Below are 22,238 nucleotides of genomic sequence, written 5' to 3'. Positions count from 1 at the left end.
TTGCGCGGTGTCGCGGCAAGACGGCCGGCCACGTGGGAAACTTTTCACCTCGTTTGCCGCTCCGCCGATAATTACAAATCGTTTACCATGCGAACTTGCACTGCCGCCGTGCGTCTTCCCGGCTCGCCAGCAGGCAGGCGTTTCGCTACGATGTGAACCTGCAGCATGACAGCACGAAGGGAGTTGCAATGTCGGAAATCAACAAGGAGAAACTGATGTCGGATATCAAAACCGTTCTCGCGGACGCCGAAGACCTGCTCAAGCAAGCCGCCAGCAGCACGGGCGACCGTGCGGCCGAGCTGCGCGAGAAAGCCATGTCGCGCCTGAAGCAGGCCAAGGACAAGGCAGCCGACGTCCAGGTCGTGGTCGTCGAGAAAGGCAAGAAGGCCGCGCGCGCGACCGACGATTACGTGCACGAGCATCCGTGGACGTCGATCGGCGTTGCAGCCGGCGTCGGCGTGCTGATCGGTCTGCTGATCAACCGCAAGTAACGCGCGCTGCGCCGTTCCGTCCCGTGGGCCGCGTCGCGCGGCCTGCGGGCGTCGAAGCCGACCGGCGGTTGCCGCCGGCCGGCTTTGTCCTAGCTGCTCACTGCACGCGCAAGCACCTCACCCATGACGACAGACACCACCTCGCAGCCATCCGGCCAAGGACCGCTGCGCCGCCTCGTCGGCTCCGCGATCGGGCTTCTGCAAACGCGCCTCGAACTGGTGGGCATCGAGCTTGCCGAAGAGAAGGAACGCCTGATGGGCGTGCTGTTCCTCGGGCTCGCCGCAATGATGCTCGCGACGATGGCGCTCATGAGCCTGACCGTGCTCGTCGCGATCGCGTTCTGGGATACCTATCGCTGGCAATCGCTCGCAGCGATCACCGCGCTGTATGCCGCAGGCGGCATCGTGTGCGCGCTGAAGGCGCGCTCGGGCCTGCGCGACGCGCCGACCGTGTTCGAGGCGACGCTCGCCGAACTCGACAAAGACCGCGAACTGTTCCGCGGCAAGCCGTGAACGCAGTCGTGTTCACCCTTCCCACCTACTTCGCCGACGCGCCATGAGCCAGAACGTCACGGGCAATGCACACCGCCCCCATTCGTCGCGATCGCACTGGAGCGCATCGCAACATCGCGCGCTCCGCAAGGAATTGCTGATCCTGCGATCCGAAGTCGAGCGGCTCGAACTCGCGGCGGCCGCCGGCGAAATGCGCCAGGCCGTCACGCGCTTCAGCTGGCTCAAGGTATTCATCCCCGGCCTTTCCGGCAGCAAGTTCAGCCAGTCCGCAAAAAACCTGAACGCGAGCCTCGGCCACCTCGTCAACCAGTATCCGATGCTGAGTTCGCTCGCGTCGCTCGTGCTGGCGAAACCCGTTCGCTCGCTGCTGCGCGCGAGCGCGGGCCCCGCGCTGAAGTGGGGCACGCTCGGCTTCGCCGCATGGGAGGTCTACCGGATCTGGAAGCAGTCGCGCGACGAGCGCGAGCTCGACGCACACGACGACTGATACTCGGCGACCGGCGCGCACGGCCATGCGCCGTTGCGCGCCCTTCGTGCGAATTCAGCGCATGCCCCAGCAAGCAGCACCCTGTTCGTCGGCGCCATCCCGTCGCGCATTGCCCTTCGTCCCGTCCGAACGCAGCGTGAAGGCGCCGCACGCATCGTCGTGCATCGGGCCCGTGTCGAGCGGGCTTGCTTCCAGCTCGTAGGTTACCGGCGAGTCGTCGCCGTCCGGCCGCCTGAGCGTCAATCGATAAACGGCCCGGCCGTCCGGCGGCGCCTGCGCGAGCGCGTCCGGCAATGCCGGCGGCGGCGCACCGTCCAGCGTTTCGAGATATTGGGCCGCCCGATACAGCGCGGACACCGCCGACGCGCGGTGAACGCGCACGACATGCTCGCGATACGACGGGATGCCCCATCCGGCCAGCACCGCGACGATCGCGAGCACGATCATCAGCTCGAGCAGCGTGAATCCCGCCGATCGGTCCACGGACGCGGAACCGTTCATCGAAGCACCGCCGCGACGCGCCGCCAGCGCAGCGCGACGATGCGTCCGTCGCGTATTGCAACCTGGTGCTGCAGCCAGACGGCGCTCGACGTGTGCGCGCCAACACCACGCGCGGTGACGACGTAAGCGCGGCCGCCGATCGGCCCTGCCCCGCGCCACGCCTCGATCAGGCATCGCGGCGGCTGCGCGGCCATCGGCCATCCGGCAAACGGCGCGAACGCTTCGGCGGCCGCCATCGCCGGCATGCGCCGCCACGCGTCGGGCTCCGCGCGCGATTCGCCTTCGTTCACGTAGGGTGCCGAGCCACGGAGCAATCGCGCGGTGCACGCCGCGAGCGCGGCATCAGCCGCGTGGAATGCGATCAGCCGATCCGACAACGCACGTGTACGGCGCGATTCCGTCAGCGCGGATTCGAACCACGTGCCTGTCAGTGCCGCAACGGCGGCACCGACCGCGATCACTGCGGGCAATGCGAGGCCCGCGTCGCGACGCCAATCGCGACCGGCCGACCGGAAACGTATGCGCGGCTCGCACCGGTTCGTTGCCTCGGCTCCCGTGCGCGCGGCCTGCCTCGGTTCGTCACCGTTTGCCACAATGCGCCCATGCATGTCGCCTGCCGCAACGCATCGCGATATCTCCCGCGCGTATCGTCCTGCTTCGCTCATCGCAACACCTCGCGTGCGTGCGTTGCGTCGCGCAACGTATCGTCGAATGCGATCGCTGCATTCCTCAACGCGACGACACGATGCAGCGTCAAACGTGCATGGCCGTCCTGTGCAACCGCAGCGCGACCGTCGCAGTCGACGTGACGGGCCGGCTCGCGCATCGGTTCGCCGCGCGCCCGCACGCAGACATGCACGGCCACGACATCGCGCCAGTCGTCGACACGCATTGCATCGGCATCGACGAACTGCATGCCACCGCGGCGAAGATAGCGCGCACGCAACTGATCGATGCCCGACACGACCGGCTGTGGCGTGCCTGGACGGCCGTTTCCTTCGCAGTACAGTTCGGGCTCGCCCGTCGACGGGCTGACGTGCGCATCGAAGCGGTTCTCCACCGGAGCCCGTTCGCCGGACACGCCGACACCCTGCCCGAGGCAATCCGACACCTGGCCGCTCACCGTCGGCCACGTCGACACGGCATCGCCGACATACCGGATCAGCAGCGCGTCCGATGAAGCGCGCGCAGGTTCGCACCGCACCTGCGCACCGTCGCCGCGCACGCGCGCCATCGAACAACCGAACACCGGCGGCAACGACGACGCACCTTCGGCATCGAGCGGCCGGAATCCCGCCATCTGGAGCTGCTGGCCAATCAGCATCAGCGCGGTGCCGGCTGCATCGCGCATCCGGAACCCGTCTTCCGCGCGCCGCTGCGCAACGCGCTGCGCGTGATACAGCGCACCGGCTGCCGCCAGCACGAGGAGACCGACGGTCATCGCGATCAGCACTTCGAGCAGCGTATGCGCACGCATGCGGCAATCAGCGTTCATCTGCACCAGCCTCCCGAAACGGAATCCGGACGCAAGACGGCGGCTGCGCCGATGCACCTGCACCTTCGCATCGCGGCGAAACCGCTGCATTGCCGCCTCTCCAGCCGACAATCGCGTACCGGACGCCGGCCGGCTCGTCGTCGAGCGTCATCGCACCGCCGGGCAACGATGCAGCCGCCAGCGCCGCGAGACCGTCGTCGGCTCCTGCGCCGGCGCGCGGGCGCTCGATACGCGCATCGGCCAGCCACAGCGCGCGTTCACGCCAGATCGTCGCCCGCTGCGTGCGCGCCATCGCAAGCTGGCTGCCGGCCACCGCCAGCATCACGGTCGCGAGCAGCGCGACGGCCAGCATCGCCTCGATCAGCGACGTGCCGCGCATTGCGTTGCGCATGGTCATCACGCCGCGTCGCAACGGCCGGCGACAACGCGCGCGCGGCCGCCCGCCGCAATCCGCACGCAACGCGAAGCGCGTGCGTCGTCGGCTCCGGACGGGTCGCGGCGCGGACGCAATTCGAAACGCCGGATTCCGCCGATCGCCTGGCCGACCGGCGGTGCGAAAGCCAGATCGTGCGCGGCGCCCGCGACGGCCACTTCGGCATCGCGCGGATAGCGCCGCAGCACGCGCGACTGCCCGTCGAATTGCCCGCTGACGAGCCAGTCGCACGACCATTCGGCTGGATCGCACCGCTCGCCGGCACGCAAACAGGCGCCGTCGTTCCCGGCCCGGCACAGCGTGACGCGCACGCCGAGACGCGTCGCCTCGGTACGTGCGAACGACAGCGCCCCGAGCAACGCAAGCGAGCGCGCGTCCACGCGTTCGCGCAAGCGCCACTGGTCGAACGCGGGCGCCGCATGGAGCGCGAGCCCGGCCACCAGCGCGATAACGACCATCAGCTCGACGAGCGTGAACCCGCCCGAGCGTCGTACCACGTTTTTCAAGGATGGATAGCGCAGTCCCATCGCAGTCGTCCTCCGCCAAGGTGATGCGACGACTGTAGCGACGTATGCGGACGCACGCCATTTGCCGAACGGCCGACTGGCGACATGCGATCGCGACCGACACAATCGGCGCGAACTGAACCAACGGAGAAGACGATGAACGGACGCAGCGCGTCAGCGCTTACGCGGAGTCTTGGCGGGAGAGGCGCGACGGAACTCTTCGATCACGTCGGCAAATTCGGAAACGTCCTCGAACCGGCGATACACCGATGCGAAGCGGACATAAGCAATCGTATCGAGGCCGCGCAACTCGTTCATCACGAGTTCGCCGAGCTTCTCGCTACGCACTTCACGCTCGCCTGTCGCGAGCAGTTGATATTCGATGCGGGCGACCGCCGCGTCGATCGCGTCGGCAGCAACCGGCCGCTTGCGCAGCGCGAGTTGCATGCTGGCGACGATCTTGCGACGGTCGAATTCCGTACGGCTGCCGTCCTTCTTCACGACGAACGGCAGGGACAGCTCGACCCGCTCGTACGTCGTGAAGCGCTTGTCGCAAGCCGAGCAGCGACGGCGCCGCCGAATCGCGGCGCCATCTTCGGACACGCGCGAGTCAACGACCTGCGTGTCGTCATGCCGGCAGAACGGGCAGCGCATCGTCGATCAGCGATAGACCGGGAAACGCTTGGTCAGCTCGGCGACCTGCGCACGCACGCGCTCGATCGTCGCTGCATCTTCCGGGTTGTCCAGCACGTCGGCGATCAGGTTGCCCACCTGCTCCGCTTCCGCCGGCCCGAAGCCGCGCGTCGTCATCGCCGGCGAACCCAGGCGCACGCCGCTCGTCACGAACGGCTTTTCCGGGTCGTTCGGGATCGCGTTCTTGTTCACCGTGATGTGCGCCGCACCCAGCGCCGCTTCCGCTGCCTTGCCCGTGATGTTCTTCGCGCGCAGGTCGACCAGCATCACGTGACTTTCCGTACGGCCCGACACGATCCGCAGCCCGCGCTTCACCAGCGTTTCAGCCAGCACGCGCGCGTTCTCGACCACCTTTTCCTGGTATGCCTTGAATTCCGGCGACAGCGCTTCCTTGAACGCCACCGCCTTCGCCGCGATCACGTGCATCAGCGGGCCGCCCTGGATGCCCGGGAAGATCGCCGAGTTGATCGGCTTCTCGTACTCGGACTTCATCAGGATCACGCCGCCGCGCGGGCCGCGCAGGCTCTTGTGCGTCGTCGTCGTCACGAAATCAGCGTGCGGCACCGGGTTCGGGTACACGCCGGCCGCGATCAGGCCCGCGTAGTGTGCCATGTCGACCATCAGGTACGCGCCCACCGACTTCGCGATCTTAGCCAGACGTTCGAAATCGATCTTCAGCGAGAACGCCGACGCGCCCGCGATGATCAGCTTCGGCTTGTGTTCCTGCGCGAGCTTCTCGGCCGCTTCGTAGTCGATGTCTTCGTTCTCGTTCAGGCCGTAGCTCACCACGTTGAACCACTTGCCCGACATGTTCACCGGCGAGCCGTGCGTCAGGTGGCCGCCGTGCGCGAGGCTCATGCCCATGATCGTGTCGCCCGGCTTGAGCATCGCGAAGAACACGCCCTGGTTCGCCTGCGAACCCGAGTTCGGCTGCACGTTCGCGGCTTCCGCGCCGAACAGCTGCTTCACGCGGTCGATCGCCAACTGCTCGACCACATCGACGTACTCGCAGCCGCCGTAGTAGCGCTTGCCCGGATAACCTTCCGCGTACTTGTTCGTGAGCTGCGAGCCCTGCGCGGCCATCACGGCCGGGCTCGTGTAGTTTTCCGACGCGATCAGCTCGATGTGATCTTCCTGGCGGCGGTTTTCCTGCTCGATCGCTGCAAAGACTTCGGGATCGACGTTCGCGATGGTGCTTTGGGCTCTGTCAAACATACGGTTTCCGTTAAGTGTGTACAGGTTGACCGGGGTGGCCGAGTACGGTGCGCTGCTGGCGGGACCAGCTCGACGTGGCGGAAGAATCCGGATGACGCGAGGCAGGACAGCCACCGGCGATGCACGCGACGGCGCACAACGGCTGCCCAGGCGAACGGCAAAAACGGCGCCCCGCGCTTCACGGTGGGATGCTCCACCTTGAACCCGAAGGGTTCTATCGCCAGTCACGCAGGGGTGATGAGCGCGTTAGTGTATTGGATGCGTCATGAATAGGCAACCGCACGGCAGCGCGCCGGGAGAAATTGGGGCCAGACTCTACGCGCCCGTGCCGAAACGCTTTGCCGCCTTGCCGCGGTGCGGCAATCTCAGTAGGCTTGCGGGATATCACCCGCTACTTTGTTATCGACCAGGAGCAGCAATGATCGTGTTCGTCACAGGCGCGTCCGCCGGCTTCGGCGCCGCCATCGCCCGTGCCTTCGTCAAAGGAGGCCACCGCGTCGTCGCGACCGCGCGTCGCAAGGATCGTCTCGATGCGCTCGCCGCCGAGCTCGGCGATGCCCTTCTGCCGCTCGAGCTCGACGTGCGCGACCGCGCGGCCGTCGAAGCCGTGCCGGCCGCCCTTCCCGCCGAATTCGCGGCGCTCGACGTGCTCGTCAACAACGCCGGCCTCGCGCTTGGCGTCGAGCCGGCCCACAAGGCCAGCCTCGACGAATGGCAGACCATGATCGACACGAACTGCTCGGGCCTGGTGACCGTCACGCACGCGCTGCTGCCCGGCATGATCGAGCGCGGCCGCGGCCATATCTTCAATCTCGGTTCGGTTGCCGGCACCTATCCGTATCCGGGCGGGAACGTATACGGCGCAACCAAGGCTTTTGTCCGACAATTCAGCCTGAACCTGCGCGCCGACCTGATCGGCACGCCATTGCGCGTGACCGACATCGAGCCGGGTCTGTGCGGCGGCACGGAATTCTCGAACGTCCGCTTCCGCGGCGACGACGCGAAGGCGGCGAACGTGTACCAGAACGTCCAGCCGCTCACGTCCGAGGACATCGCCGACACGATCTACTGGATCGCGACGCGCCCGGCACACGTGAACATCAACACGATCGAGATGATGCCGGTCGCCCAGGCGCCGGCGGGCCTCACGATCCATCGCGGCTGACCCATCGCGCGCAGCCGCGGCCGGCCTCCGGCCGGCCCGCGGTGTGCCGCGTCGTACTACATTCCGTTACGAAACGGTTACGAATCCGGTTCCTGCGTTCCGGTAGAATGCGCGCCATGACTCAGCCTACCCGCTCCCCGGAAGGGCGTTCCGGCTTTACCTGGCCGGTGCGCGTGTACTACGAGGATACCGATGCAGGCGGCATCGTCTTCTATGCCAACTACCTGAAGTTCTTCGAGCGCGCCCGCACCGAGTGGCTGCGCGCATGCGGCATCGACCAGCGTCGGCTCGCCGACGACACCGGCGCGATCTTCATCGTCCGCAGCACGTCGCTCGACTACCGCGCACCGGCGCGACTCGACGACACGCTGGCGATCACGAGCCGGCCCGGACGCATCGGCCGCGCATCGGTGGAATTCACGCAGGAAGCCTGGTGTGGCGACACGCTGCTCGTGGCCGGACATATCCGCCTCGGCTGCGTCGACCGTAACGGTATCCGGCCCGCGGCCATCCCGCCGGCCGTGCTCGACGCGCTGCACCGCGGGCCCGTCATCGATACCGGGCAGACTGTATTGTCAACGAAGCTCGCTTGAGCGCCGTTTAGACAAAGCCTATGAACTTGCCTTCCTGATTCGATACTAAGCAAGGTTCGGCGCCAGGCTCGGCCGGCGCGCCGCGCCGCACGCATACCGGGCGCCCCGAAGGGACGTTACTCAAACCTCTATGAACACTTCTCAAGACCTGTCGATCATTTCCCTCGTCCTCAACGCGAGCGTGCTGGCCCAGGCCGTGATGGGGCTGCTGTTGCTGCTGTCGCTGATGTCGTGGACCTTCATCTTCCGCAAGTGGTTTGCGATCCGCCGCGCACGCGCGCAGACCGAACGCTTCGAGAGGGATTTCTGGTCGGGCGGCGACCTGCAGGCGCTGTACCAGAGTGCGGCCAACAACCGCCACACGATCGGCGCGCTCGAGCGGATCTTCGAATCGGGCATGCGCGAATTCCTGAAGGCGAAGGAAAAGCGCCTCAGCGATCCGGGCCTCGTGCTCGACGGTGCACGCCGCGCGATGCGCGCGTCGTTCCAGCGTGAAATGGACGTGCTCGAAGCGAACCTCGCGTTCCTCGCATCGGTCGGTTCGGTCAGCCCGTACATCGGCCTGTTCGGCACGGTCTGGGGGATCATGAACTCGTTCCGCGGCCTCGCGAACGTGCAGCAGGCCACGCTCGCGAACGTCGCGCCGGGCATCGCCGAGGCGCTCGTCGCCACCGCGATCGGCCTGTTCGCCGCGATTCCGGCGGTGGTCGCGTACAACCGCTACGCGCACGACATCGACCGCCTCGCGATCCGCTTCGAGACCTTCATCGAAGAGTTCTCGAACATCCTGCAGCGTCAGGCCCAGTAAGGAGCTCGCCATGGCAGGAAGTCCCATCCGATCCAGCATGCGCGGCGGCCGCTCGCGCCGCGCAATGGCCGACATCAACGTCGTGCCGTACATCGACGTGATGCTGGTGCTGCTCGTGATCTTCATGGTCACCGCACCGCTCGTCGCCCCGTCGATCATCAACCTGCCGACCGTCGGCAATGCCGCGCCGCAGGAGCAGACGCCGCCCGTCGTCGTCAACATCAAGGCCGACCGCACGATGAGCGTCAAGTACAAGGGCGACTCGGGCGCGACCCAGGAAGACACGATGACGAAGGCCGAGCTCGACGGCTTCATCTCGGCCCGGCAGGCCGATCATCCCGACCAGCCGGTCGTGATCGCAGCCGACAAGACCGTGCAGTACGATGCGGTCATGACCGTGATGTCGGATCTGAAGGCGCGCGGCGTCAAGCGCGTCGGCCTCCTCGTCAAATCGCAATGAACCGGCAGCAATCCCTGCGCAGCACCGGCTATCCGCCTCGGCCACCTCGCGAGCGCGGCACCTGGCGTGCATTCGCGCTCGCCGCGCTGATGCACGTGCTGCTCGCGCTGTTTCTCTATCACGGCGTGCAGTGGCAGAACAGCACGCCGGCCGGCGCCGAAGCCGAGCTGTGGACCGAAGTGCCCGACGTCGCCGCGCCGCGGCCTGTCGTGACGCCGCCCGCGAAGGTCGCGCCGCCCCCTCCCCCGGTGCGCGACGAACAGGCCGACATCGCGCTGCAGCAGAAGAAGCGGCAGCAGGAAGCAGCCGCGCGCGAAGCGCTGCTCGAGCAGCAGCGCCGCGCCCAGCAACTGAAGGCCCAGCAGGAAGAGGACGCCCGGCGCGCGCAGCTGGCGGCACAGCAGGCTGCCGCGCTCGCCGCGCAGAAGGCCGCGGAACGCGACAGGCAGAAGCAGGCCGACAAGCTCAAGCAACAGCAGCTCGCCGAGCAGCAAAAGCTCGAACAGCAGAAACTCCAGCAGCAGAAGCAGGCGCAGCTCGAAGCGCAGCAGGCGGCGAAGGCGAAGTCCGACGCGGCCGCGAAGGCGAAGGCGGAAGCCCAGGCCAAGGCGAAGGCCGAAGCCACGGCGCGCGCAAAAGCCGATGCGGCGGCGAAGGCGAAGCTCGACCGCGAACGCAGCGCGCGTCTCGCTCAGATGCAGGGTCTGTCCGGCGCCGGCGAAGGCGGCGGCGAAGGCCTCGCGAAGAGCGGCACGGGCACGGGCTCCGGCGGCAACGCCGCATCGCCCGGCTATGCCGACAAGGTGCGCCGCCGCGTCAAGCCGAACATCGTTTGGGGCGGCGAGCGAGCAGGCCTGACCACCGTCGTCAAGATTCGGTGCACGCCGTCCGGTGACGTATTGAGCGCATCGGTCTCCCGCTCCAGCGGGAATTCGGGGTGGGATCAAGCCGTGGTCAATGCGATCCAGGCATCGGTCCCGTTGCCGCCCGATTCTAACGGTCGTACCCCGTCGGACATTACGATTACCTTCAAGGCGGCGGAGTGAAAGGAAATACGCTTACACTCCGGGCGTCGCTGTCGGACGGGAACGAATCGGGTATTTTTACTGTCTCTCTGCGGTTGCGCAGCGATCCAAGTCATACGGGAAGCAAGAAGCATGAGTTTGATGACAAAACTAGGTTTCAGGGCACTCGTGGCCTCGTGTCTGATTGCGGCGGGCAGCGCCGCTAACGCCCAGGTCAACGTGCTGATCACCGGTGTCGGTTCGACCCAGTTCCCCATTGCCACCGCGAATTTCGCGAACGAGGCGGGCCTGCCGCAGCAGGTCACGTCGATCGTCCGCGCCGACCTCGCCCGCAGCGGCAAATTCACCAACATCGACGCGGGCAGCACGCCCGTGCCCGAGACCGCCTCGGTCGATCTCGGCGCATGGAAGGCCAAGGGCGCAAATGCGTTCGTCGCCGGCAGCGTGAACCGCGACGCGAACGGCCAGTACAAGGTCAACTTCATCCTGTACGACACCGTGAAGCAGCAAAGCCTCGGCGGCCTGTCGCTGACGGCCACCGACACCACGCTGCGCACGGCCGGCCACAAGATCGCCGACTACATCTACCAGAAGCTGCTCGGCGTGCGCGGCGTGTTCGCCACGCGCCTGTCGTACGTGATCAAGACCGGTAATCGCTACCAGCTGCAGATCTCGGATTCGGACGGCCAGAACGCGCGCATCGCACTGTCGAGCACCGAGCCGATCATCTCGCCGGCCTGGTCGCCGAGCGGCACGAAGGTCGCGTACGTGTCGTTCGAGCGCAAGAAGCCGATCGTCTACATCCATGACCTGCCGACCGGCCGCCGCTACATGGTCTCGGACCAGAAGGGCAACAACAGCGCACCGGCATGGTCGCCGGACAGCAACACGCTCGCCGTCGCGCTGTCGCTGACCGGCAACACGCAAATCTATACGGTCAATGCGAACGGCGGCGGCCTGCGCCGTCTCACGCAGAGCAGCTCGATCGACACCGAGCCGTACTACTCGCCGGACGGCCGCTGGATCTACTTCACGAGCGATCGCGGCGGCGCGCCGCAGATCTACCGGATGCCAGCACAGGGCGAAAGCGCCGGTGCCGCGCAGCGCGTGACCTTTACCGGCAGCTACAACACGAGCCCGCGTGTGAGCCCGGACGGCAAGCTGCTCGCCTACATCTCCCGCACCGGTGGGGGCTTCAAGCTGTACGTTCAGGATCTGCAATCCGGCGCGGCGAACGCCATCACGAATACGAATCACGACGAATCGCCGAGCTTCGCGGCAAACGGCCAGTACCTTCTGTACGCTACCCAGTCGGGTGGTCGCAACGTTCTGGCTGCAGTGCCCTCCGACGGCAGCGCGCCGCCACAGATCCTGTCCGTCCAGGGCGGCTCCGTTCGTGAGCCGTCTTGGGGGCCCTTCATGCAATGACCACAAGGAGAGTAACCATGATGTCGAATAAAGCTCGTCTGGCTCTGGCCGTGATGATGATCAGCGCGCTCGCAGCGTGCAAATCGGGCGTGAAGCTCGACGACAAGGCAAACGCGGGTGCAGTCGGCACGCAACCGAGCGCCGACAACGTCGCGCAAGTGAACGTCGATCCGCTGAACGACCCGAACAGCCCGCTCGCGAAGCGCAGCATCTACTTCGACTTCGACAGCTATTCGGTGAAGGACGAGTACCAGCCGCTGATGCAGCAGCACGCTCAGTACCTGAAGAGCCATCCGCAGCGCCACGTGCTGATCCAGGGCAACACCGACGAACGCGGCACGAGCGAGTACAACCTCGCACTGGGCCAGAAGCGTGCGGAAGCCGTCCGCCGCGCGATGGCGCTGCTCGGCGTGAACGATTCGCAGATGGAAGCCGTGAGCCTCGGCAAGGAAAAGCCGCAGGCAACGGGTCACGACGAAGCGTCGTGGGCGCAGAACCGTCGCGCAGACCTCGTCTACCAACAGTAAGTAACGGAAGAATCGCCGTATGACGCATCGTGTATCCTGGCTGCGCGTTGCCGCAGCATTCTGCGTCGCCGGCGCGGCGTGGTCGGCCGCGCCGGCGCACGCCGGCGTGTTCGACGACAACGAAGCGCGCCGCGCCGTGCTCGACCTGCGCAGCAAGACCGACAACCTGGCGAGCCAGTTGTCCGCCGCCCAGCGTACGATCCTCGATCAATCCGGCCGTCTCGACCAGCTGAACCAGCAGGTCGCGACGCTGCGCGGCGAGAACGAGGACCTGACGAACCGGCTGACGACGCTCGAGCGGCAGCAGAAGGAGTACTACCAGGATCTCGACACGCGGCTCAAGAAGTTCGAGCCGCAGCAGGCGACGATCGACGGTGTCGAAGGCACCGTGCAGCCGGGTGAAACGGATGCGCTCAACGCGGCGCAGCAGCAGTTCCGCAACGGCAACTTCAAGGCGGCGGCGGCTTCGTTCCGCAGCTTCATCGCGAAGTATCCGCAGAGCCCCCACCAGCCGACCGCGCAGTACTGGCTCGGCAACGCGCAATACGCGCTGCGCGACTACCGCGGTTCGACGGCGACGTGGCAAGGGATCGTCAGCAAGTACCCGCAACACCCGCGCGCGGCCGACGCCCTCGTGGCGATCGGTACGAACCAGCTCGAACAAGGCCAGAAGGCGGCCGCGAAGAAGACGTTCGAGCAGGTGGTGTCGCAGTACGCCGGGTCGAACGCGGCGCAGACGGCGCAGGGCAAGCTCGAAACGATCAAATAATTATCGTGGCGGATTGTTGACTCACCGAAAATCCGTCGCTATAATCTTTTGCTCTTTGGGTCGCAAGCAAGCCGCATCAGCTACAGCCTGAAGCCGTTTTTCTCGTTCTCGAGCAGTTTTTGAGGACGTGGGGTGGTAACTCAGTTGGTTAGAGTATCTGACTTTTAATCAGAGAGTCGAGGGTTCGAGTCCCTCCCACCCTACCATCTATCTTTTCGATAGTTGCAATTGAAGCCTCCCGCGTGGAGGCTTTTTTGCGTCTGCCTCTTGCCGTGTCGGGCTCGAAATTTCCACTTCGTATCCGATTGTGCGCGCAAGCATCCGGCATCCTCGTCCACCGTCGCCCCGGCGCATACAACCGCACAATCCCCGCTCGCAAGTCAGCGCACGCTCACGTCACGCAGCACCGCACCGTATCCCGCGTACAGATTGCCTTCAGGCAACAACTGCCGCTGCGCGAGTTGTCGATGCACGACCGGCAGGTTATGAAACGGCATCCGCATGTACAGGTGATGTTCGATATGGAAATGGATCGCGTGCGGCCCGAACAGGAACGTCTGCCACGAACGCCGGATGATCGTGCGCGCGTTGCGGCTCTGGTCGTCGCAAGCCGGCAGCCCCGCGTGCTCGAAGATCGCGCGCACCTGCCCGACGAGCGGCAACAGCGTGACGGACGGCACGATCCACAACCCGATGTACAACAGCGGATGTCCGGCCAGTGCGAGCGCACCGAACAACAAGCCGTTGCCGGCCAGCATCGACGCGACTTCCCACGCCGCATACGCGCGTGATTTCCGGACCGTCGGCAACGCATGCGCAAACTCGCCGCGCGCGAGCTTCACGACGCTCGTCACGTAGCCGATCCCGCATGCGTACGCGAGCAGGCGGCCGATCAGCCGGCCGCGCGTCACCGGATAGTCGTGCACGCCGAACAGCAGCGCGACGGGATCGTCAGGCTGCATCGGCGCGCGATGATGCTTCAGATGCCCCGCACGATACGTGCGCAGCGACAGCCACAGCGGGCCGGCCGCGAACAACTGGCCCAGCACGTCGTTGACGCGCCGGTTCCGTGCCAGCAACCCGTGCGCGCCTTCGTGCATCATGACCGCGAGCGCAAGCTGGCTGCGCGCGATCACGACCGCGGCAAATGCGTATACGAGCGGATGCGGGAACGCGATCGCCATCGCGAACGCCCCGGCAATCATCAGCCAGTCGCCTGCCAGCGCAGCGCCGACACGTGGCGCGCTCACGCGAAACAGCGCGGGATCGGGCACGAACAACGCAAGCTCGGCGTTCGGCCCGGCGTGATGAACATGGGCATCCGTCGTCACGCGAGCCTCCTGCGCAGCGAACGCCGCTCGACCCACAGCGCGCCGACCATCGCGAGCGCGACACCGCCTAATACGTCGGCGACCGTATGCTGCTTGAGCGTGAGCGTCGACGCACAGATCAGCAGACCGATCGCCGTCGCCACGAACCGATGCCGGCTCCAGCGCCGGTCCGTCAGCATCCGGCACGCAAGACACGTCACCGCGACATGCAGGCTCGGAAAACCGTTGGCCGCGAGATCGAGCTGCCACATGCGCGCGAGACGGTCGCGCACGAACGTATTGCCGATCTCCGCGACGTCGGGCCGCGGCACGGCTTCCGGAAACAGCAGGAAGCAGACGACACCGAGCACGAATGCGATCAGCACGGCCTCCTTGAACGCGGCGAACGCGGGCGGCCGTGCATACGCGGCGAGCGCAATCACGAACGGAAAGAAGCCGACATAGACGAACCACGACCATGCGATGAACGGAATCCGCGCATCGATCGGCGTGGCGAACACGTAGCGCGGCGTGACGCTGCGCTCCAGCAGAATGAAGATCGCGAGGCCCGCGGTCATGCCGAACGTCGCGGCCAGCATCTGCCGGATATCGGGTCGACGATCGTCACGAAGCAGCATCGTGTTCATCGCGGCGCCGGCGCCTCGCATCGGGGATCCGCATCGGCCGTCCGTGCATGCGGCCGCAGCGCGAGGATGCGCGACGTCCACGCATCCTCGCGCGCACACGCATGCTCGCGGCCGGCGATCGTTCCAGCTCGCGTACCCGGATTGCGCATCAGGTCCGCAGCGGCCTGCCCGACCTCCTGCCGAAACGCGGCCGCATCGCCGCGCCACGTGACGATGCGATGCACGAGCTGCAGCCGTGCCGCGCGCGCGGCATTGCTCGCCTGCTCGGGCTGATCGGTCAGCACGAGCAGGATCGGGCGGCGATATACGCGCGCAATCGACAGCGCGGCCATTCCGGGTGCGGACACGATCAGCGGCGCGTGCGCGGCACGCATCGCCCAGTCGGTATCGACACCGGTCCAGCCGTCGTGCCCGGCGTAACCCTCGCCCACGCGGTGCGCGGCGAGCCCCGCGTCGCGCATGCCGGCCGACAGCGCATCGGCGAGCGCGACATCGCGAAAGTGCGGATTCAGATAAACGGCGGCGACAGCCGGCTCCGAAGCCGGCAGTTCGGCGACGACCGGCACCGGCGTCGGCAACCTGCAATGCTCGCGCGATCGCTGCGCAGCGTCGGTCACCTCGTACGCAAAATCGTGCTCGATGCAGCACCGCGCCGAATCGATCTGCCAGTCGACGATCCGCGCAAACGCACGCGCCAGCGCACGCGGCAGCCGCGCATCGAAATTCGCGGTCAACGCGCGGCGCAGGCTGCCGCCATACACATGAACGATACGGCGCCGCCAGCCCGGTATCGCGCCCATGAACAGCAGCGCCGGATGAAACGAGTCGTTGATCACGAGATCTGCATCGCGGACGATCGCACGCAGCCGCGCGATGTCGCGCAGCATGCGCGTCGGCCTGAACACGTAGTGCGCGACATTGCGATCGGTCGCATCGCGCAGCATGTTCTGCCGTGCGTCGAACTGCACCGCGTAGTAACGGGACAGCACGGGCGCGTCGATGCCGAACGCGGACAGGAATGCCTGCCCCGCATCGGACGTCGTCAGCACGTCGACCTGCGCGCCGGCCGTGCGCAACGCATGCACGAGCAGTTGCGCGCGCATCAGATGGCCGCGTGCGTCGGCCGTCGCGAGATAGACGATCCGCGGCATCATGCGCGCGGACGAAGCGACTGGATCCAGCCGGCCGCGTACATCGCCAGCGCCCCCGTCACGCCGAAACCGGCGTCGATCGCGCGGATCTCGTCCAGCAACGCGGCGAGATGCGCCGCCTCGGACGGCGCGACGAGACGGCGCAGCGTGTCCGAACAGAGCCGGACGTGCCGCGTCTCGTCGGCGAGCACGCGCGCGAGCAGCGGATACAGCGGATGCGCGTCGCCGATCGTCGCGCAGTGTCGCGCCAGCACGCGCATCGCCATCTGTTCCGCGCACAGGCCCGTCGCATAGGCCGGCACGAGCACGCCTTGCGCGAACTGCGGCGCGTAGCGCTGCGCGAGCCGGCGCCATCGCAGGATCTTGCGCCGGCTCAGCCAGTCGGGCTCGTGCGGCTCCGTCGAAGCCGCGACACCGCGCAGGCGCAGCGCCTCGGCAAACGCGGCCGCGTGGCGGCGCTCGTCCGCGAGATGCTGCTCGATGCGCGGCGCGAGCCAGTCCGGCGGCTGTCCGGTCCAGTCGTCGTGCAACGCGCACTCGGTCGCTTCTTCGCCGATCAGGTACATGCGCAGCATCCAGCGCTCGCCATGCGCGCTGCGATGAAGCTGCCGGATCGCCGCCCGCTTGATGCGATCGACGAGATACGCACGTACCCGCGCCGCGCCGTGCGGCACGGGCACATCGAGACAGTCGAAGCGCTCGCCGTGCATCGCCTGCGGCGATGCGGGCAGTTCGCTTGCCGCTGTCATGCCGGCACGCCCGGTGCGGACGCGGATTTCGTCGCGGATGCCGCAGCGGCAGCCGGATCGCGACGCCAGCCGAGAATCAGGCCGACGAAACTTTCCTGCATGAACGCATGCGCGGATGCGGCCGCGCCCGCGAATGCCTCCTCGCGGCCGTTCACGCGCAGATAGCCGCTGCCGCCGCGCGCGCCGAATTCGATCCGGTCGTTCTTCCTGAAACCGCGCTCGCGCACCTCCTTCAACAGCGCGCTGCCGTCGAGACCGAACAGGAACAGCTCGCGCTGCGCGACCCACACCGGAATGTGATTGCTCAGTGCTTCGAAACGAATCGACCACGTACCGGCCGCGAGTGCGCGATCGACGTCCGCATCGTGCGGCGCGTTCGACGTGAAGCTCGCTCGTGCGACCGGCTTCGTCAGGCCGCCGACGCCGAGCGCGATCGTGATGTCGTCGGCTGACGGCTGCTTCGGATCGGTCGCGCTCACCTTCACGAGATGCCGCGCGAGCCGCGATGCCAGCGACGGATGCGCGAACAGCGCGAGCGTTTCGTCCGGCGTCAGCACGTCGCGCTCGGTGTCGCCTTCCTTCACGCGCACGCGATACGGATCGATGCGGACATCGGTGAACTTGCCGTGCACCGGCGCATGGACGTACACGTCGCGACCCCATTTCGCACCGTCGCGACGCAGCAGCACGTGGACGCTCAACGGCACGCGCCGGCCGTCGCCGTCGACGCCCGTGCCCTGCAGCAGCACGTCGCCGAGCACGTCCTTCGTGCGGCGATTCGCGTCGCTCGAAAAGACGATCGCGTGCGCGTCGGTATCGATGCTCGCGTGAACGTCGGGCGCATCGAGCGCGACGCGATTGCAGTCCGTCGCGGCCGCGCTCGCGAACGGGCAGCCGCTTTGCGACGCGAAGTGGACGATCCCGCGCCCCGCGTGATCGACCGGCGCGGCATGGGCGCCGGCGCTGGCGGCAAACAGGGCGAGGCAGGCAACTCGGGTGGCGAATGAAGGCATGGTCGTCGGGATGAATGCAGGGAGTCGGAGTGGCGGGGCCGCGGTGCGCGGTGCCGTTTCAATGACGGTGATAGGACAGCGCTTCGAGATCGCGCCGGGCCGACGCCCGTCCCGCGAGCCCGAAACCGCGCGCGAGCGCGCCGAGCGTATCGACGGCGGACGCGGCGATCGTGACGCCGACGGCCGCGAGATAACGGACGGCGCCAAGCCGCGGCAGTTGCTGGCGATCGAGCGCGCGCAGGCTGTATCCGAGCCGCATCGCCATCACGCAGAACGGGCCGAGCGGGCCGCTGCGGCCGAGCCACTGCCACTGGCGCGGCAGGTACGCGTTCACGAGATACGGCGTCAGCCCGACGCTGTCCTCGCCGCGCATCCAGCGCAGCTTCAGCGATTCGCGATGCGTGTCCGGCAGCCGATGCTCGGTATGCGCGGCCGGCGCGAACTCGACGGCCACGCCGGCCGCCTGCATCCGCAGCCCCATCACCTGGCAATGGGCTCGATAGACGCCGTCGAGCGGCTCGTAGCGGAATTGCGCGAACACGTCGCGCCGGAACGCGACGTTGTTCGCGTAGAAGTTGCGTGTCGCGCCGTCGCGCAGCGGGCTCGGGAAATACATGAAATCGATCGACGTCAGCGCGATGCCGAGCACGTTCGGCGCATAGCTGGTCCGCCCCGCCACCGCGACGGGTGCATCGCCGGCATCGCGTGCGAACGGTGCAAGCAGCTGCTCGAGCCAGTCGTCGGCCGGCCGGCAATCGGCATCGCCGAACACGACGATGTCGCAGCGAGCCGCGTCGACGCGATCGAAACCGTCGTTCTTCGCATCGTAGTAGCCGGTGCTCGCGCCGATCTCGACGAAGTCGATCGGGCGGCCGGCCAGCGCGACGATCTGTGCGCACGCATCGGCGGGCAAGCCGTCGTGCGTGATGATCCATTGCGCGAGTGCCGCGGGCGGCACGGTCTGCTTCGACAGCGCCGACACGAGGCGCTTCAGGCTGTCGACGGCCTGTGCGAGGCCGGCGCCGCCGCGCAGGTTGTTCGTCTCCAGCACGAGCGCGGCCTTCGCGGCCACGCCACGGGCTACCGAGCGCGTGCGCGGTGCGATGTCTGTGATGTCTGGCATCCTGAATATCTCCATCGTCATGCGCAGCGGCACGGATGAAACGAATGGACGGGGAGCCTGCGGCACGCCGGCGAATGCGGGGCGCAGCTGGCGTCGTCTCGAAACGGGCGGCCTTCGCAGGCGCCCGCCCCGTGTGCCGTTACTCCTGGACGGACGGCGCGGAATCGGCGTCGGTATAACGCGGCTTCGCGCCCTGCAGGTCGCGCGTGTTCTTCTGCACGGCCACCGCGCCGAACAGCGCGAGCACGAACGACATCGCGTAGAAGCCCTTCTCGCTCAGCTGCAGCGTTGCGTTGAAGAGGCCGACGACCAGCAGCGCGATGGACAGCAGCAGCGCGATCCAGCTGATGCCGTAGTAGATGCCGGTGACGGGAATGCCTTCCGCGCGATCGCGGACGCTTTTCTGCAGCGAGATCGCCGCATAGAGACCGAACACCAGCACGGTGAAGTAGTAGCCCTTCTCGTTGAGCTGCATGCCGGCGTTCCAGAGCCCGATCAGGAATGCCGCAAAACCTGCGATCAGTGCGGCCCACGACGCGGCCACGAATGCGAACGACGGCTGCTGGATGGTGGTCTGGTTCATTGCTTTGCCCTCTCTTTCTTGTTGTTCGAAATCGTTTTCGTTGAACTGCGTTTCGCGCATGGTAGCAGCTTTGGCGCTCGCCACAAGACGACCTCGCCTGCAGTCTTACGTTCCGCGCTGCGCGCGCCGCCAGCGCCCGGGCGTCGTGCCGAGCACCGCGCGAAACGCCTTGCCGAAGGCCGCCTCGGATTGATAACCGACCGCCTGGCCGATCTCCGCCTGCCCGCGCTGCGTATCCTGCAACAGCGCGCATGCATGCATCATCCGGATCTGCGCGACGAACGCGCCGACACTCATCCCGGCTTTCTCGCGGAAATGCCGTGCATAGGTCGCGCGCGACATCGCCGCTGCGTCGCCGAGCGACTCGACCGTCCACGGCTGCTCCGGCGCCTGCAGCACGGCCTGGACCGACGGGCCGAGCCGCGCATCGGCCGCGAGCGCGAGCCAGCCGGACGGCACGCGCGCGTCGCGGCCGTACGCGCGCAACGCATACGCGAGCAGCGCCTGGCCGAGCGCATTCACGATCGCGCCGGCGCCCGGCTGCACATTCGACGCCTCGCTGCGCAGCACGCTCGTCAGCAGTTGCAGCGGCGCGAACCCCGACGCCTCGCGCAACCCGACGTGCAGCACCTGCGGCAGCGTGCGCATCAGCAGTTCGCCCGCGCCGCGCGCATAGACGAAACGTCCGCACAGCAGGTCCACGCTCGCACTGCCCGATTCGGCCGGATCGAGATTCGACTTGACCGGGACCACCGCGCCGCCGGCGGCGGCCGGTTCGCGCAGCGGCGCGACCGGCCGCGACCGGCCGGCTCCCGCGTCGAGCAGGTCGTGCGCGCCACCCGCGGGCAGCAGCACGAAATCGCCGTCGGCGAGTTGCAGCGTGCGCCCGTCGGCGGTACGCAGCCGGCACGTGCCGGCCAGCAGCAGGTGGAACGCCGCCTCGCCGGGCGGCAACGGGTCGTGCGGCATCGCGAACGGCCCGTCGAGCAGGCAACGCACGTCGAGTTCGACATGGCTGCGGCCCAGCGACAACAGTTGACTCAATGCATCCATGAGACGATCGCGCTAAAAATTGACACTCTAACGTATCGAAACCCTCAGCGCGAACGATCAGAATAGCCCTGCATCCCCCGAGATCGCGGCGCCCGCCGCCCTCCTCACCTCTACTCGAAAGGACGCATCATGCTGAACTGGAACGAATACCGGAAGGAACTCTCGACGCGCATCGGCGATATCGCCAAGCTGTCGCCCGATACGCTGGCCGGCTACCAGGCGCTGGCAGGGGCCGGCGCCAAGACGGGCCATCTCGACGCGAAAACGCGCGAGCTGATCGCGCTCGCGGTGGCCGTCACGACGCGCTGCGACGGCTGTATCGCCGTTCACACGGCCGAAGCGACAAAGCATGGCGCGACCAGGGAGGAAGTGGCGGAAGCGCTCGGCGTCGCAATTGCGCTGAATGCGGGTGCCGCGCTCGTCTATTCGGCGCGCGTGATGGACGCGCTCGGCGACTGAGCATGACGGCCGCGGCGGCGCCGTCGCGGGCCGCCTCGCTGCGCGACGCCCGGCCGCCTGGCCGGGCGGTTGCGCATGCGCGTGCGTTACATGTGAGCATTGGGCAGCGCGCTCGCACGGACAACCGTGCCGGCAGGCCGCAGACGCGGCCGCGCGGCGAAGTCGGCTACCATGCGCGAACGATTCATCGTGAGGGAGCGCTCCATGTGCCGCTGGCTCGCCTATACGGGCAATCCGATCCATCTCGAGACCGTGCTGTTCCGCGCGAAGCATTCGCTGATCGACCAGAGCCTGCATTCGGAGCTCGGCGCCACGACCACCAATGGCGACGGTTTCGGCATCGGCTGGTACGGGCACCCCGACGAACTGCCGTTCCGCTATCGCTCCGTGCATCCCGCGTGGAACGATCGCAACCTGCGCGAAGCCGCGCGCGCGATCCGCTCGCGGATGTTCATCGCGCATATCCGCGCGGCGACCGAAACGCCCGTGCAGGAAACCAACTGCCACCCGTTCCGCCACGGCCGCTGGCTGTTCGCGCACAACGGGCTGATCCGCGGCTTCCACAAGCTGCGCCGCGACCTGACGATGAAGGTCGATCCAGCACTGTTCCCGACGCTCGAAGGCTCGACCGATTCCGAGCTGATGTTCCGCCTCGCGCTGACGTACGGCCTCGAGCAGATGCCGCTGCAGGCGCTCGAACGGATGGCCGGCGTGGTCGAGGAAACCGCCGCGCGGCATCGCGTGGCCGACCCGCTCAACATGACGGTCTGCGCGACCGACGGCGAACGGATCATCGCGGTGCGCTACTCGAGCGAACGGCAATCGCGTTCGCTGTTCCACAGCACGTCGTTCAAGCACCTGCACGAGCTGTATCCGCATGACCCGCGCATCGCCGAAGTCGGCGACGACGCGTTCATGGTCGTGTCCGAGCCGCTCGTCGACCTGCGCGGCGCGTGGGAGGAAGTGCCGGAGGGCATGGCGATCGTCGCGCACGGGGCGGACGTGCAGCAGCGGCCGTTCGGGCCGCGGCAGAAGTAGCGG

Annotated in this window: 28 protein-coding genes, 1 tRNA gene and 1 riboswitch; of the genes, 14 read left to right on the top strand and 15 right to left on the bottom strand. The window is 67.1% G+C overall.

Going from position 1 to position 22,238, the window contains the following annotated elements:
* Positions 1-188 precede the first annotated feature (188 nt).
* From MRS60_RS03730 to MRS60_RS03720, 3 genes are all read left to right on the top strand, one after another.
* A complete protein-coding gene (locus tag MRS60_RS03730) occupies positions 189-491 on the top strand; it encodes a DUF883 family protein (protein WP_026044969.1) in 303 nt (100 codons plus the stop codon).
* 123 nt (positions 492-614) lie between these two features.
* A complete protein-coding gene (locus MRS60_RS03725) occupies positions 615-1,004 on the top strand; it encodes a phage holin family protein (protein ID WP_034182832.1) in 390 nt (129 codons plus the stop codon).
* A 43-nt stretch (positions 1,005-1,047) separates the two neighbouring features.
* Complete coding sequence (locus MRS60_RS03720) at positions 1,048-1,491, top strand: DUF3318 domain-containing protein (RefSeq protein ID WP_034182831.1); 444 nt, start codon at positions 1,048-1,050, stop codon at positions 1,489-1,491.
* Positions 1,492-1,545: 54 nt separating this feature from the next.
* Here the strand turns inward: MRS60_RS03720 and MRS60_RS03715 are convergent, their stop codons facing one another.
* The 7 genes from MRS60_RS03715 to glyA form a co-directional block, all read right to left on the bottom strand.
* Positions 1,546-1,992: a type IV pilin protein gene (locus MRS60_RS03715; protein WP_175748735.1), complete on the bottom strand. Its 447-nt coding sequence runs from the start codon at positions 1,990-1,992 to the stop codon at positions 1,546-1,548.
* Complete coding sequence (locus MRS60_RS03710; RefSeq protein ID WP_243565596.1) at positions 1,989-2,450, bottom strand: hypothetical protein; 462 nt, start codon at positions 2,448-2,450, stop codon at positions 1,989-1,991. The genes MRS60_RS03715 and MRS60_RS03710 overlap by 4 nt, the downstream gene beginning before the upstream one ends.
* A 203-nt stretch (positions 2,451-2,653) precedes the next feature.
* Positions 2,654-3,487 (bottom strand): PilW family protein, encoded by an 834-nt coding sequence (locus MRS60_RS03705; RefSeq protein ID WP_034182829.1) that lies wholly within the window; start codon positions 3,485-3,487, stop codon positions 2,654-2,656.
* On the bottom strand, positions 3,477-3,884 hold the full coding sequence (locus tag MRS60_RS03700) for a type IV pilus modification PilV family protein (RefSeq protein WP_081938558.1): 408 nt from the start codon (positions 3,882-3,884) through the stop codon (positions 3,477-3,479). The genes MRS60_RS03705 and MRS60_RS03700 overlap by 11 nt, the downstream gene beginning before the upstream one ends.
* Positions 3,884-4,447 (bottom strand): GspH/FimT family pseudopilin, encoded by a 564-nt coding sequence (locus MRS60_RS03695; protein WP_243565223.1) that lies wholly within the window; start codon positions 4,445-4,447, stop codon positions 3,884-3,886. The genes MRS60_RS03700 and MRS60_RS03695 overlap by 1 nt, the downstream gene beginning before the upstream one ends.
* A gap of 153 nt (positions 4,448-4,600) precedes the next feature.
* Positions 4,601-5,080: a transcriptional regulator NrdR gene (nrdR, locus tag MRS60_RS03690; RefSeq protein ID WP_006476792.1), complete on the bottom strand. Its 480-nt coding sequence runs from the start codon at positions 5,078-5,080 to the stop codon at positions 4,601-4,603.
* A gap of 6 nt (positions 5,081-5,086) precedes the next feature.
* Positions 5,087-6,334: a serine hydroxymethyltransferase gene (gene glyA / locus MRS60_RS03685; protein ID WP_034182827.1), complete on the bottom strand. Its 1,248-nt coding sequence runs from the start codon at positions 6,332-6,334 to the stop codon at positions 5,087-5,089.
* A 137-nt stretch (positions 6,335-6,471) separates the two neighbouring features.
* Positions 6,472-6,572: riboswitch (ZMP/ZTP riboswitch) on the bottom strand.
* A gap of 180 nt (positions 6,573-6,752) precedes the next feature.
* Between glyA and MRS60_RS03680 the strand changes: the two genes are divergently transcribed.
* From MRS60_RS03680 to MRS60_RS03640, 9 genes are all read left to right on the top strand, one after another.
* Positions 6,753-7,499 carry an SDR family NAD(P)-dependent oxidoreductase gene (locus MRS60_RS03680; RefSeq protein ID WP_034182826.1) on the top strand — a complete coding sequence of 249 codons (747 nt, stop codon included), beginning with the start codon at positions 6,753-6,755 and terminating at the stop codon, positions 7,497-7,499.
* Positions 7,500-7,606: 107 nt separating this feature from the next.
* Positions 7,607-8,092, top strand: coding sequence for a tol-pal system-associated acyl-CoA thioesterase (gene ybgC, locus MRS60_RS03675; RefSeq protein WP_034182825.1), 486 nt, complete (start codon positions 7,607-7,609; stop codon positions 8,090-8,092).
* Positions 8,093-8,222: 130 nt separating this feature from the next.
* Positions 8,223-8,900 (top strand): protein TolQ, encoded by a 678-nt coding sequence (gene tolQ / locus MRS60_RS03670; RefSeq protein ID WP_034182824.1) that lies wholly within the window; start codon positions 8,223-8,225, stop codon positions 8,898-8,900.
* A 10-nt stretch (positions 8,901-8,910) separates the two neighbouring features.
* A complete protein-coding gene (gene tolR, locus MRS60_RS03665; protein WP_034182823.1) occupies positions 8,911-9,360 on the top strand; it encodes a protein TolR in 450 nt (149 codons plus the stop codon).
* Positions 9,357-10,406: a cell envelope integrity protein TolA gene (gene tolA / locus MRS60_RS03660; RefSeq protein ID WP_034182822.1), complete on the top strand. Its 1,050-nt coding sequence runs from the start codon at positions 9,357-9,359 to the stop codon at positions 10,404-10,406. The genes tolR and tolA overlap by 4 nt, the downstream gene beginning before the upstream one ends.
* Before the next feature lie 111 nt (positions 10,407-10,517).
* Complete coding sequence (gene tolB, locus MRS60_RS03655) at positions 10,518-11,813, top strand: Tol-Pal system beta propeller repeat protein TolB (RefSeq protein WP_034182821.1); 1,296 nt, start codon at positions 10,518-10,520, stop codon at positions 11,811-11,813.
* Positions 11,814-11,830: 17 nt separating this feature from the next.
* Positions 11,831-12,340, top strand: coding sequence for a peptidoglycan-associated lipoprotein Pal (pal, locus tag MRS60_RS03650; RefSeq protein ID WP_243565222.1), 510 nt, complete (start codon positions 11,831-11,833; stop codon positions 12,338-12,340).
* A 19-nt stretch (positions 12,341-12,359) separates the two neighbouring features.
* Complete coding sequence (gene ybgF, locus MRS60_RS03645) at positions 12,360-13,109, top strand: tol-pal system protein YbgF (RefSeq protein WP_034182819.1); 750 nt, start codon at positions 12,360-12,362, stop codon at positions 13,107-13,109.
* 129 nt (positions 13,110-13,238) lie between these two features.
* Positions 13,239-13,315: transfer RNA gene (locus MRS60_RS03640), tRNA-Lys, on the top strand.
* A gap of 174 nt (positions 13,316-13,489) precedes the next feature.
* On the opposite strand, the gene MRS60_RS03635 is transcribed toward MRS60_RS03640, so the two are convergent.
* The 8 genes from MRS60_RS03635 to MRS60_RS03600 form a co-directional block, all read right to left on the bottom strand.
* Positions 13,490-14,440, bottom strand: a complete 951-nt coding sequence (locus MRS60_RS03635; protein WP_243565221.1) for a fatty acid desaturase family protein — start codon at positions 14,438-14,440, stop codon at positions 13,490-13,492.
* On the bottom strand, positions 14,437-15,066 hold the full coding sequence (locus MRS60_RS03630) for a phosphatase PAP2 family protein (RefSeq protein WP_243565220.1): 630 nt from the start codon (positions 15,064-15,066) through the stop codon (positions 14,437-14,439). The genes MRS60_RS03635 and MRS60_RS03630 overlap by 4 nt, the downstream gene beginning before the upstream one ends.
* Entirely contained in the window at positions 15,063-16,220 is a 1,158-nt protein-coding gene (locus MRS60_RS03625) for a hypothetical protein (protein ID WP_243565219.1), read from the bottom strand. The genes MRS60_RS03630 and MRS60_RS03625 overlap by 4 nt, the downstream gene beginning before the upstream one ends.
* The gene (locus MRS60_RS03620; RefSeq protein ID WP_175748729.1) at positions 16,217-16,966 is read right to left on the bottom strand and encodes a hypothetical protein; all 750 of its coding nucleotides are present in this window, start codon (positions 16,964-16,966) and stop codon (positions 16,217-16,219) included. The genes MRS60_RS03625 and MRS60_RS03620 overlap by 4 nt, the downstream gene beginning before the upstream one ends.
* A complete protein-coding gene (locus MRS60_RS03615) occupies positions 16,963-17,979 on the bottom strand; it encodes a hypothetical protein (RefSeq protein ID WP_243565218.1) in 1,017 nt (338 codons plus the stop codon). The genes MRS60_RS03620 and MRS60_RS03615 overlap by 4 nt, the downstream gene beginning before the upstream one ends.
* A gap of 58 nt (positions 17,980-18,037) precedes the next feature.
* On the bottom strand, positions 18,038-19,102 hold the full coding sequence (locus MRS60_RS03610) for a glycosyltransferase (RefSeq protein ID WP_243565217.1): 1,065 nt from the start codon (positions 19,100-19,102) through the stop codon (positions 18,038-18,040).
* Positions 19,103-19,241: 139 nt separating this feature from the next.
* Positions 19,242-19,685 carry an inner membrane protein YiaA gene (gene yiaA, locus MRS60_RS03605; protein WP_034182814.1) on the bottom strand — a complete coding sequence of 148 codons (444 nt, stop codon included), beginning with the start codon at positions 19,683-19,685 and terminating at the stop codon, positions 19,242-19,244.
* Positions 19,686-19,790: 105 nt separating this feature from the next.
* Positions 19,791-20,738, bottom strand: a complete 948-nt coding sequence (locus MRS60_RS03600) for a cupin domain-containing protein (RefSeq protein ID WP_131948300.1) — start codon at positions 20,736-20,738, stop codon at positions 19,791-19,793.
* 129 nt (positions 20,739-20,867) lie between these two features.
* On the opposite strand from MRS60_RS03600, the gene MRS60_RS03595 reads away from it, so the two are divergent.
* Entirely contained in the window at positions 20,868-21,197 is a 330-nt protein-coding gene (locus MRS60_RS03595; RefSeq protein WP_034182812.1) for a carboxymuconolactone decarboxylase family protein, read from the top strand.
* 204 nt (positions 21,198-21,401) lie between these two features.
* Positions 21,402-22,235 carry a class II glutamine amidotransferase gene (locus tag MRS60_RS03590; RefSeq protein ID WP_034182811.1) on the top strand — a complete coding sequence of 278 codons (834 nt, stop codon included), beginning with the start codon at positions 21,402-21,404 and terminating at the stop codon, positions 22,233-22,235.
* The last annotated feature ends 3 nt before the right edge of the window (positions 22,236-22,238 follow it).

Source organism: Burkholderia pyrrocinia (assembly GCF_022809715.1).
Classification (GTDB): Bacteria; Pseudomonadota; Gammaproteobacteria; order Burkholderiales; family Burkholderiaceae; genus Burkholderia; species Burkholderia pyrrocinia_C.
Note: the sequence above shows the minus strand (reverse complement) of the source record. Positions and strands in the feature narration are given on the sequence as shown.

Coding starts and splice junctions, on each gene's coding strand:
- MRS60_RS03720 (WP_034182831.1), top strand. CDS start 1,048: ATGAGCCAGAACGTCACGGGCAATGCACACCGCCCCCATTCGTCGCGA.
- MRS60_RS03695 (WP_243565223.1), bottom strand. CDS start 4,447: ATGGGACTGCGCTATCCATCCTTGAAAAACGTGGTACGACGCTCGGGC.
- pal (WP_243565222.1), top strand. CDS start 11,831: ATGATGTCGAATAAAGCTCGTCTGGCTCTGGCCGTGATGATGATCAGC.
- nrdR (WP_006476792.1), bottom strand. CDS start 5,080: ATGCGCTGCCCGTTCTGCCGGCATGACGACACGCAGGTCGTTGACTCG.
- MRS60_RS03725 (WP_034182832.1), top strand. CDS start 615: ATGACGACAGACACCACCTCGCAGCCATCCGGCCAAGGACCGCTGCGC.
- yiaA (WP_034182814.1), bottom strand. CDS start 19,685: ATGAACCAGACCACCATCCAGCAGCCGTCGTTCGCATTCGTGGCCGCG.
- tolR (WP_034182823.1), top strand. CDS start 8,911: ATGGCAGGAAGTCCCATCCGATCCAGCATGCGCGGCGGCCGCTCGCGC.
- MRS60_RS03730 (WP_026044969.1), top strand. CDS start 189: ATGTCGGAAATCAACAAGGAGAAACTGATGTCGGATATCAAAACCGTT.
- MRS60_RS03705 (WP_034182829.1), bottom strand. CDS start 3,487: ATGAACGCTGATTGCCGCATGCGTGCGCATACGCTGCTCGAAGTGCTG.
- MRS60_RS03600 (WP_131948300.1), bottom strand. CDS start 20,738: ATGGATGCATTGAGTCAACTGTTGTCGCTGGGCCGCAGCCATGTCGAA.
- MRS60_RS03630 (WP_243565220.1), bottom strand. CDS start 15,066: ATGAACACGATGCTGCTTCGTGACGATCGTCGACCCGATATCCGGCAG.
- MRS60_RS03610 (WP_243565217.1), bottom strand. CDS start 19,102: ATGCCAGACATCACAGACATCGCACCGCGCACGCGCTCGGTAGCCCGT.
- glyA (WP_034182827.1), bottom strand. CDS start 6,334: ATGTTTGACAGAGCCCAAAGCACCATCGCGAACGTCGATCCCGAAGTC.
- MRS60_RS03715 (WP_175748735.1), bottom strand. CDS start 1,992: ATGAACGGTTCCGCGTCCGTGGACCGATCGGCGGGATTCACGCTGCTC.
- ybgF (WP_034182819.1), top strand. CDS start 12,360: ATGACGCATCGTGTATCCTGGCTGCGCGTTGCCGCAGCATTCTGCGTC.
- MRS60_RS03680 (WP_034182826.1), top strand. CDS start 6,753: ATGATCGTGTTCGTCACAGGCGCGTCCGCCGGCTTCGGCGCCGCCATC.
- MRS60_RS03595 (WP_034182812.1), top strand. CDS start 20,868: ATGCTGAACTGGAACGAATACCGGAAGGAACTCTCGACGCGCATCGGC.
- MRS60_RS03700 (WP_081938558.1), bottom strand. CDS start 3,884: ATGACCATGCGCAACGCAATGCGCGGCACGTCGCTGATCGAGGCGATG.
- ybgC (WP_034182825.1), top strand. CDS start 7,607: ATGCGCGCCATGACTCAGCCTACCCGCTCCCCGGAAGGGCGTTCCGGC.
- tolA (WP_034182822.1), top strand. CDS start 9,357: ATGAACCGGCAGCAATCCCTGCGCAGCACCGGCTATCCGCCTCGGCCA.
- MRS60_RS03620 (WP_175748729.1), bottom strand. CDS start 16,966: ATGACAGCGGCAAGCGAACTGCCCGCATCGCCGCAGGCGATGCACGGC.
- MRS60_RS03590 (WP_034182811.1), top strand. CDS start 21,402: ATGTGCCGCTGGCTCGCCTATACGGGCAATCCGATCCATCTCGAGACC.
- tolQ (WP_034182824.1), top strand. CDS start 8,223: ATGAACACTTCTCAAGACCTGTCGATCATTTCCCTCGTCCTCAACGCG.
- MRS60_RS03625 (WP_243565219.1), bottom strand. CDS start 16,220: ATGATGCCGCGGATCGTCTATCTCGCGACGGCCGACGCACGCGGCCAT.
- tolB (WP_034182821.1), top strand. CDS start 10,518: ATGAGTTTGATGACAAAACTAGGTTTCAGGGCACTCGTGGCCTCGTGT.
- MRS60_RS03615 (WP_243565218.1), bottom strand. CDS start 17,979: ATGCCTTCATTCGCCACCCGAGTTGCCTGCCTCGCCCTGTTTGCCGCC.